We start from the raw sequence: 9,204 nt of genomic DNA, 5'->3' as shown, positions 1-9,204 counted from the left end.
TATCGGCGCTTTGGTGAAGGGGTGGGGCGAGGTCTCCCACGGTCTGTACTGCGGCTAACAGTCAGAATCGGCTTTGTCGTCCCACCACCCCTTCGAGTATCACCATACAAGCCGGCTTGCCGGCGATTGGGCTGCACAGCAGCCCCACCCCTCAACGCGGTACTGGCGCAAACAACTCCCCGATTCTCTGCGCCAACCAGCGCCCCACCTCTCGGTCCTCCCTCATGCCGCCCTCCCCACCCGCGCCCAGTCCAGGCGACGGGTCAGCACCATGAACACGCCGAGCAAGCCAAAGCACAGCAACGCCCCCATCAACAACGCGTAGTCCTCGGCGCTGAGCAGCCCATAGAGCATCGCGTACAGCGCCGCCAGCCCGGCCGCGAAGCCCAGCCCGCGCCCGCGGCTGCGAAGCACATGGCTCAGGTAGAAGCCGATCAACAGCACACAGGCCGACGCCGACAGGCCATACGCAGGGCCAAAACCAATGTGCTCGGAGAACGACAGCAGCAACAGGTAGAAAAACGCCAGCGCCACGCCGACCAGGATGTACTGCACCGGGTGCACACTCAGGTGCTTGAGCACCTCGAACAGGAAGAAGCCGGCAAAGGTCAGGGCGATGAACAACAAGGCGTACTTGATCGCCCGCTCGCTCTTGAGGTACTGGTCCACCGGGTCGATGAAGCTGACGCCGAAGGTGCGCTCGGCATAGTCCGCGCACTGCCCGGCAGTGGCGCACTGGCGCACGGCATCTTCGAGGTTGGTGGCGAAGAACGAGGTTTGCCAGTGCGCGGTGAACCCCTTGGCGTCGATTTCGCGGTGGCGCGGCAGGTAGCTGCCGACAAAACTTGGGTGCGGCCAGTTGGCGCGCATGTCGACGCTGCTGGTGCGGCCCACCGGCAGCACGTGCAATTGTCCGGTGCCTTGCAGCGCCAGCTCGAAGCTGTAATCGAACGCCCAGGCCTGCTGGTCATCGCGCTGTGGCAGGGCAACGTGCACGCCGCTGCGCATCCACTCAAGGCCCGTGCCGGCCGCGAAGGGGTAGCGCTGCTCATCGAGCTTGAGCTCCAGCGCGTTCTCGATGCCGCGGATATCGCTGATGCCGACCACCAGGAAGGGCTTGTCGAAGCGGTAGTCGTCGAAGTCCTTTTCGATGCCCCAACGCGCCGGCAATTCGAAGCGGCCCGACAGGCGCCCCTTGGCGTGGAACAGGCGCGCCTGGTAAATGCCGCGCGAGCGCAGTTCGGTGTCTACGTCGAGGTCGGCATCGAAGGTTTCCGGCAGAAAGTACAGGTGCCCGGCCAGGGTGCTGGTTTCCTGCACGCTCTGGCCGTCCTTTTCGATCCAGCGGCGCTGGTACTTGCGGTAGGGCACCACCAGCAACGGGCCACTGACCTGCTGGTCGTAGCTGGCGCTGCGGGCGATGTCATGCAGCACCCCGTCGCGCAGGGCCTGGCGGTCGCTGATAAGGCCGTGGATCATCAGCAGCGGGATCAACAGCAGGACCATCAGCAAGGCGATGGTGCCCAGTTTGTAGCTCAAGGATTTGTTCATAAGGCCTCCTGTGGCAGTGGGCGCAGTGTCTGCGCCGTGCATGGAGGCTTTGCGAAGGCTGTGTGGAGATTGTGTGTTTTCAGCTGATGCGCCGGGCAGGCAACCACAGCCGCACCCGCACACCGCCATCGACGTTATCCACCGCCAGCGATCCGCCATGCAGCTGCATCACCTCGGCCACGAAGTTCAGCCCAAGGCCCGTGCTCTTGCGCCCGCTGCCTGGCCTTGGCAGGGAATAGAAGCGCTCGGCCACCCGCGCCAGCGCATAGTCGGGGATGGCCTGGCCCTGGTTGAACAGGCTCAACGCCAGCCGCTCGCCATCACGCTCCAGCTCGAACAGCAACGCCCCTTCAGGTGGCGTGAAGCCCAGCGCATTGTCCAGCAGGTTGGCCAGCGCCTGGCGCATCAGGAAGGGGTCGCACAGCAGCCGCAGCCCCGCAGGCACGCGCTGGCGTACCTGCAACTGCGCCGCCTCGATGCGCGGCGCATGGGCCAGCAGCAACTCCTCCACCAGCGCCGCCAGGGCCACCTGCTGCTCATCTTCCAGCGCCTGCATCTGCTCGACCCGGGCCAGGTCGAGCAAGCGCTCGATCATCTGCTGCAAGCGCTCGCTTTCGCGCTCGATATTGCCGGCAAAGCGCGCCCGCTGCGCTTGCGGCATGTCGCCCTGGAGCAGCTCGGATGCCCCGCGAATGGCCGCCAGCGGGCTTTTCAGCTCGTGAGTCAGGGTGTGCACGTAGCGCTCGACGTAGGCCTTGCCCTCAAGCTGCGTGCGCATGCGCTCCACCGCCTCGGCCAGGTGGGCCAGCTCGCCCCCCTTGTAGTGCGGCAGCGCCGCGCGCTCGCCCTCGCTGACGGCCTGGGCATAGCGCGCCAGCTTGCGCAGCGAGCGGGCCAGCCACCAGGACAACACGCCACCGATCAACAGGCCCAGGCCGATCAAACCCAGGCCAAGGGTCAGCAAGCGCTGTTCGGAACGGTCGATATAGGGCTGCAGCGAGCTGTTGGGCTTGGCCACGGTGACCACGCCGATGATCTGCCCATCGTCGAGGATCGGCGCTGCCACATGCATCACCGAGGAGCTTTCGTCGTCGGCAACGCCGCGTGTGGAGCGGGCGCCGTATTGGCCGCGCAAGGTCAGGTAGACGTCGTTCCACTGCGAATAGTCCTTGCCCACGGCCGCGCCGCTGGAGTCGAGCAGGACGATGCCGTTGGCGTCGGTGACATAGATGCGGTGGCTGACCTGGGTCTTCTCCAGGCCCCAGATCTGCGCGCCTGGGCTGCGCAAGCCGTAAGCCTTGAGCACCTCGGGCAGGCGCCCCTGGGCCAGGGTGCCGGCCTTGACGTCGTCGTGGAGGATTTCCGCCAGCAGGTTGGCGGTGTCCACCAGGGTTTCTTCGGAGGACTGGCGCACCACCGGGCGTATCTGCTCGCGAACGGTGTTGAGCAAGAAATAGCCAGCCAGGCCGACGAACAGGAAGTACACCAGGAAAATGCGGATGCCCAGGCGCATCAGGCGTGGTCCGGGTTGTAGCTGTAACCCAGGCCGCGATGGGTGCAGATCGGCTCGCCCGCGCTGGCCACCTGGCGCAGCTTGGCGCGCAGGCTCTTGATGTGGCTGTCGATGGTGCGCTCGTAGCCCACGTCGCAGGCCACGCCCAGGGCATCGAGCAGCTGCTCGCGGCTGAACACCCGCTGGGGCTGCTCGAGCAGGCATTGCAGCAGGCGGAACTCGTGGCGGGTCAGGGTCAGCGGCTGGCCACGGTAGTGGATCAGCATGCGCAGGGTGTCGAGCTGAAACAGCGCCGCCTCGGTGGCCGGCTGCGCCCGCGGCGCCATGCGCTTGAGGATCGCCCGCACGCGGGCCGCCACTTCCCGGGGGCTGAAGGGTTTGACCACGTAGTCGTCAGCACCGATTTCCAGCCCCACCACCCGGTCGATCTCGCCATCGCGGGCGCTCAGGAACATCACCGGCACCTCGCTGAAACGCCGCAGCTGGCGGCAGGTTTCGAAACCGCTGATGTCGGGCAGGCCGATGTCGAGGATGATCAGGTCGGCAGGGCGCAGGCGCTGCTGCTCGAGCGCGGCGCTGCCCAGGGTCACCCATTCGGTGCTGTGGCCGTCGGCCTGCAGGGCATAGACCAAGGTATCGGCGATGGCGGCTTCGTCTTCGACGATGAGGATATGGGGCATGGCGTCCGGCCTTGCTGAGAGCAGAGCTGGACTTTTAGCGCACTGGCCCTATCGCCGGCAAGCCGGCGCCTACAGGTATCTGTGGGAGCCGGCTTGCCGGCGATAGGGCCAGTGAAGCCTGAAGCAATCAGCAGTCAGGTTTGTCTGCGGTAAAGCGCTTGGCCGGGTTCACCGCCGCCTTGAACTCACGCAGCGCCTTGGCCCCCACCAGCAGCGGGTAGTTGAAATGGCTGCGGTCCACCAGGTTCACCTCGACCGTGCGCTTCACGTCACCCAGGCACAGCTCCAGGTCGACCACCGGCCGCTTGGAGACCTCCGGCGCATCGCCCTCGTCCTCTTCCTCGGCACGGCCCTTGATCTTGCTGATGCGCGAGACCTTGTGCTCGTAAACCTTGCCGCTGGCGTCCTTGGTCGCCAGGCGAAAACGCACCCACTCCTCGCCATCACGGGTGAACATCTCGATGTCCTTGGCCGACAGCGATGCGGTATAGGCGCCGGTGTCCATCTTGGCCTTCAGCGTTTCGCCAAGCTCTGGCAAGGCAATGTTTTCGTAACGGCCATAGAGGGTCGGCTCGGCGGCCATGACCGGCAACGCCAGAAGCGATAACAGGGCAAGCAGGGATTTCACAGGCAGGCTTCCTTGAAAAGGGTCAGTGCTTAGACTGCACTGGCAGGATAGGTTCGCTGCAGCAAGGTTAAACAACATAATGTGAAACATTTGTCCCCGCCGCTGGGCATTGGACATTTGGCGTAGGCCACGGCGCTGCTTATCATTGCCGACCGTTAACGTCCCACAACAAGAGTCTCTTTATGCGTCGCCTGCTGATCGGCATTCTCACGACCACCTTGCTGCTGCTCAACACCGTGGTGTTGATCTGCCCGCTGCTGGTCTTCGCCCTGCTCAAACTGGTGCTGCCAGGCCGTGGCCGTGACTATGCCTCGTGGGCGGTGATGTGGGTGGCCGAAACCTGGTCGGAAATCGACAAGGCCATCTTCGCCTTGTGCATCCCGACCCAATGGGATATCCGCGGCGTCGAAAACCTGCGCAAGGACACCTCCTACCTGGCCGTGAGCAACCACCAGACCTGGGTCGACATCCCGGCGCTGATCGAGAGCCTCAACCGCCGAACGCCGTTCTTCAAGTTCTTCCTCAAGAAGGAGCTGATCTGGGTACCACTGCTGGGCCTGGCCTGGTGGGGGCTGGATTACCCGTTCATGAAGCGCTACAGCAAGGCGTTTCTGGACAAGCACCCCGAGCTCAAGGGCAAGGACTTGGAAATCACCAAGGCCGCCTGCGAGCTGTTCAAGCGCCAGCCGGTGACCGTGGTCAACTACCTGGAAGGCACGCGTTTTACAGAGGCCAAGCGCCTGGAGCAGCAATCGCCGTATCGCTACCTGCTCAAGCCCAAAGCGGGGGGAGTGGCCTTCGTCCTGGCGGCATTGGGCGAGCAGCTGGATGCGCTGCTGGACGTGACCATCGTCTACCCCGGCAACCAGGCACCGGGGTTCTGGGCGCTGCTTAACGGCAGCATCAGTCGGGTGATTATCGACATTCGTGTGCGTGAGCTGGACTCGGCGTTGTGGGCGGGGGATTACGAGAATGATCCGGCCTTCCGCCAGACCGTGCAGGCTTGGGTGAACCAGCTGTGGGCAGAGAAAGACCAGCGGATCGAGCAGTTGCGCTCGCAGATGCGTTGACCTGATCGGGCCTCATCGCCGGCAAGCCGGCTCCCACAGATACACCTGTGGGAGCCAGATGCACACCCACTCATCCCAATTAAAACCCTGGCTAATAATCACCATTAGGAATACTTCTTTGTCACACCCCACCTAAGTGGATAAAAATCGATCAAAGCACAACTACAAAAAAGCCTGGATCGATCAATGGCCAACCAACCTAGCTCCGCCCCGCCCCAGCTTCGCCGCGTCCTCGGCCTCCCGGCCCTGGTGTTCTTCGGCCTGGTCTACATGGTCCCGCTGACCATCTTCACCACCTACGGCATCGTCACCGAGCTCACCGGTGGCCGCACCGCCGGCGCCTACCTGGTCACCCTGGTGGCCATGCTGTTCACCGCCGCGTCCTACAGCTTCATGGTCAAACGCTTCCCGGTCGCGGGCTCGGCGTATTCCTACACCAACATGGCCTTCGGCCAGAACGTCGGCTTTCTGGCCGGCTGGTCGCTGCTGCTCGACTACCTGTTCCTGCCGATGATCAACTACCTGCTGATCGGCCTGTTCCTCAACATCGCCTTCCCGGCAGTGCCCGCCTGGGCCTTCGTGCTCGCCTCCATCGCCCTGGTGACCGTGCTCAACGTGGTCGGCATCAACTCGGTGGCCAAGACCAGCAACCTGATCGTCGGCGCGCAGATCGTGTTCATCGGCGTGTTCGTGGCGCTGTCCTGGCAGACCCTGGGCAACGGCCAGCCGATGGACCTGCTGGCGCCGCTGCGCGGTGATGGCAGCGCCCCCGGTTTCGGCCCGCTGATGGCTGGCGCGGCGGTGCTGTGCCTGTCGTTCCTCGGTTTCGACGCGGTTTCCACCCTGGCCGAAGAAAGCCGCGACGCCCGCCGCGACGTGCCGCGCGCCATCATCCTCACCACCCTGTTCGCCGGCCTGCTGTTCACCGTGTTGGCCTACGCGAGCCAGCTGGTGCTGCCCGGCAGCACCTTCGCCAACGCCGATGCCGCCGCCAACGAAGTGATGCTCAAGGCCGGAGGCCAGTTCCTGGCCAACTTCTTCACCGCCGCCTACGTGGCCGGCAGCCTGGGTTCGGCGCTGGCCTCCCAGGCTGCGGTGTCGCGCATCCTCTACACCATGGGCCGCGACCGGGTGCTGCCGCAGCGCACCTTCGGCCACCTGTCGCCGCGCCTGGGCACGCCGGTGTTCGCCATCTTGCTGGTGTCGGCGTTCTCGCTGCTGGCGCTGGTGATCGACCTGTCCACCCTCGCCTCGCTGATCAGCTTTGGCGCGTTGGTGGCGTTCTCGGCAGTGAACCTGGCGGTGGTGAAGACGCACCTGATGGACGACCGCGCCCAGCGCAACCTCAAAGGCCTGCTGTGCTATGGCGCGGTGCCGCTGGTGGGCTTGAGCCTGACGCTGTGGCTGTGGACCAGCCTGTCGGCGCTGACCATGGTGATCGGCCTGTGCTGGTTCGCCCTGGGGCTGGCGTACCTGACCGTGCTGACCGCCGGCTTCCGGCGCCAGATGCGCGTGGTGGATTTCTCGGAAGCTGGCTGAAAACTCATCACGCCTGCCTGGTATTTTTGCCAGTTGTGGCGGTCGCACTTGACGGGGAGACTGAACGGAACTCAGTCCCCCACGCGAGCCCGCCATGGTGAATCAACGTCTTTATTTCTACCACCTTGAACAGCTCACGCTTGAAATCGAGGGTGAGCAAAGTCTGACCCTGCTGCGGGGTGCGGACCAGCCATTGGCTGAACGGCACGGCATCAACTCGGGAGCTGACACCCGGTTGTTGATGACAGATGTGCAGCACTCTCTGTTGCTGATGCAAAGCGGCCAAGCTCGAATGGCGTATGCCTACACAGCCTATGGGCATGACCCACGCTCAGAACCCGCGGCTCCTCGCCTGGGCTTTAACGGTGAATGCCGTGAACCGCTGACCGGAGCTTATCTGCTGGGCCAGGGATATCGTGGCTATTGCCCGCCATTGATGCGCTTCCTGGCACCCGACAGCCTCAGTCCATTTGATGAGGGTGGGCTGAATGCCTACGGTTACTGCGAGGGTGATCCCATCAACTATTCAGACCCAACAGGGCACTTCACAGTGAAGCAGCTGATTAATAGAAGGCGAAAACAGTCAGCAACACGTGCGTCATCCAACAACACCCCGCCCCCCGCTGCCGCCAGTGCCCTTACGCCAAGAAAGCCCATTGAGCGGGTGCAATTGTCACAAGGCCGCGATGGGCGCATTAAAAGACTCATCACGAGACCCACCATCAACGCCGACACGTTTGAGCCCCCGCGTCCTTTCTACGAGACGCCTACCGATTATGAGTTACTTTATAGCGTTTACAATAGGAGTAAGACGCAAAACAAGCGCGTCGGCAACTATGTCAACTACATGAGTCGTCAACAAATAACCGTTTCAACCGAAAATGGTGAAACCATCAGAAAGATAACCTCCCGCTATCTAACTATGGAAAAACTGTACAACACCTATTTACAGGCAAACACAATACGTCGTGCGTAGCGCTTGGTGCCTTTACAGTCACCGCAAACGCGTACACCTACTGTCTCGAATGCCAAGGGCCCTCCTGCACGCGCTCGAGCCAAAGTTAGACCGTGACGTTGTTTCACTCATTGATCCTGAGAAGGACATACGATGAATTCGAACGGTTACACACCCTATGGGCTAAAGCCAATCGACCAGCAGGGAGTGAAACTTGCTTTCAACGGCGAAACTGCTGACCCACTGACCGGCAACTATCTGCTGGGAAACGGCTATCGTGCGTTCAGCCCAGCCCTTATGAGATTCCTGGCGCCTGACAGTTGGAGCCCCTTTGCTGCAGGGGGACTCAACAGTTATGCCTATTGCGCAAACGACCCCGTAAACCGCGCAGACCCCACCGGCCATGCGCTGACATTCGCTTCAGGGCGGTTTTTCAGCACAAGCAAAAACAGCCTCCGCGAAGTCCGTGTGTCCGGTCCGTCCTCTGCAATGATGCAGCAACGCGCTGGCGCATTTACCCAGCAAGCCAGGATGCCGACTGATCCGCAGCATGAAGGCGTAACCAAGAGGGCCGGCGTTGCTCGCTCAAACACTACCAGCAAACCTGAAACGGGGATGGTGGCGGTCTCGGCGCGTCATATCACGATGTCCGTACCCCCTGAGAAGGCTTCAGACACTCAGCGGTTGCTCAGCAATCACTTCGTCATCGAGGAAACCAACGAGCTACTGCGTCTTAATCCGATCGATCAACTCGGGCCACAAACACAAGCGCTGTTTTCCAAGGCTATGAACGAACAAAGTGAGTTGATCGCTCGGCTCCGTGCGTCAACGACTTGATTCTCCTGCCAGCCCAACATTTGTTGCCATCGGGTTGAACAATCAGCTCATTCAAACCGAAGGTGTGCTCACCGGGGCCGGCGTGGTCCAGAGGCTACCCAAGTTCTGCAACAGCGACCCGCCGATGCCCTGCTGGCCGAGGTACTGCAGGATCAGGGGCGCAAACTGGCCGATCATGCCGCTGTCCATCCCCAGCGCCTTGAATGCATTGTCCAGGTCGTTGCGGTTCTCGACCTCATTGCCCAGGGCATTGCTCAGCGCCGACGGGTTTTGGCTGTTCTTGCCCAGCAAATCGCCCAGGCCATTGAGGCCGCCCAGCGCATTGGCGCCCGACAACAGGTCCAGGCCCGGCACGGCCTTGGTCAGCTGCCCGTAGTCGGCGCTGCTCAAGTTATTGCGCGCCAGCCCCAGCATGGCCCCCGCCCCGCCCA

At 62.7% G+C, this 9,204-nt stretch carries 8 protein-coding genes and 1 pseudogene; 4 read left to right on the top strand and 5 right to left on the bottom strand.

Translation table 11 applies throughout. The features are described 5' to 3' along the window. Positions 1–222: 222 nt before the first annotated feature. The 4 genes from creD to rloA2 form a co-directional block, all read right to left on the bottom strand. Positions 223–1,551: a cell envelope integrity protein CreD gene (creD, locus tag L6D75_RS26940; RefSeq protein ID WP_176516667.1), complete on the bottom strand. Its 1,329-nt coding sequence runs from the start codon at positions 1,549–1,551 to the stop codon at positions 223–225. A gap of 79 nt (positions 1,552–1,630) precedes the next feature. Further along, a complete protein-coding gene (creC, locus tag L6D75_RS26935; RefSeq protein WP_176516665.1) occupies positions 1,631–3,064 on the bottom strand; it encodes a two-component system sensor histidine kinase CreC in 1,434 nt (477 codons plus the stop codon). Beyond that, on the bottom strand, positions 3,064–3,744 hold the full coding sequence (gene creB / locus L6D75_RS26930) for a two-component system response regulator CreB (RefSeq protein ID WP_176516663.1): 681 nt from the start codon (positions 3,742–3,744) through the stop codon (positions 3,064–3,066). Before creB ends, creC begins: the two co-directional genes overlap by 1 nt. A gap of 127 nt (positions 3,745–3,871) precedes the next feature. Next, positions 3,872–4,372: a retropepsin-like aspartic peptidase RloA2 gene (gene rloA2 / locus L6D75_RS26925; RefSeq protein WP_176516662.1), complete on the bottom strand. Its 501-nt coding sequence runs from the start codon at positions 4,370–4,372 to the stop codon at positions 3,872–3,874. A 182-nt stretch (positions 4,373–4,554) separates the two neighbouring features. Here rloA2 and L6D75_RS26920 point away from each other — a divergent pair, with 182 nt between their 5' ends. From L6D75_RS26920 to L6D75_RS27370, 4 genes and pseudogenes are all read left to right on the top strand, one after another. After that, complete coding sequence (locus tag L6D75_RS26920) at positions 4,555–5,442, top strand: acyltransferase (protein ID WP_176516660.1); 888 nt, start codon at positions 4,555–4,557, stop codon at positions 5,440–5,442. Between the two features lie 186 nt (positions 5,443–5,628). After that, complete coding sequence (locus L6D75_RS26915) at positions 5,629–6,981, top strand: APC family permease (protein ID WP_176516659.1); 1,353 nt, start codon at positions 5,629–5,631, stop codon at positions 6,979–6,981. A gap of 94 nt (positions 6,982–7,075) precedes the next feature. Next, complete coding sequence (locus L6D75_RS26910; RefSeq protein ID WP_176516658.1) at positions 7,076–7,957, top strand: RHS repeat-associated core domain-containing protein; 882 nt, start codon at positions 7,076–7,078, stop codon at positions 7,955–7,957. 144 nt (positions 7,958–8,101) lie between these two features. Continuing rightward, positions 8,102–8,344 (top strand): annotated as a pseudogene (locus L6D75_RS27370) (RHS repeat-associated core domain-containing protein); the annotation flags it as partial. A gap of 480 nt (positions 8,345–8,824) precedes the next feature. On the opposite strand, the gene L6D75_RS26900 reads toward L6D75_RS27370, so the two are convergent. After that, positions 8,825–9,204, bottom strand: a 380-nt coding sequence (locus L6D75_RS26900) for a DUF2780 domain-containing protein (RefSeq protein WP_176518271.1), incomplete at its 5' end; no start/stop codon positions are given.

The sequence above is a fragment of the Pseudomonas faucium genome (assembly GCF_021602585.1).
Classification (GTDB): Bacteria; Pseudomonadota; Gammaproteobacteria; order Pseudomonadales; family Pseudomonadaceae; genus Aquipseudomonas; species Aquipseudomonas faucium.
The sequence above is the reverse complement of the archived record's forward strand: the minus strand, read 5'-3'. Positions and strand labels throughout refer to the sequence as shown.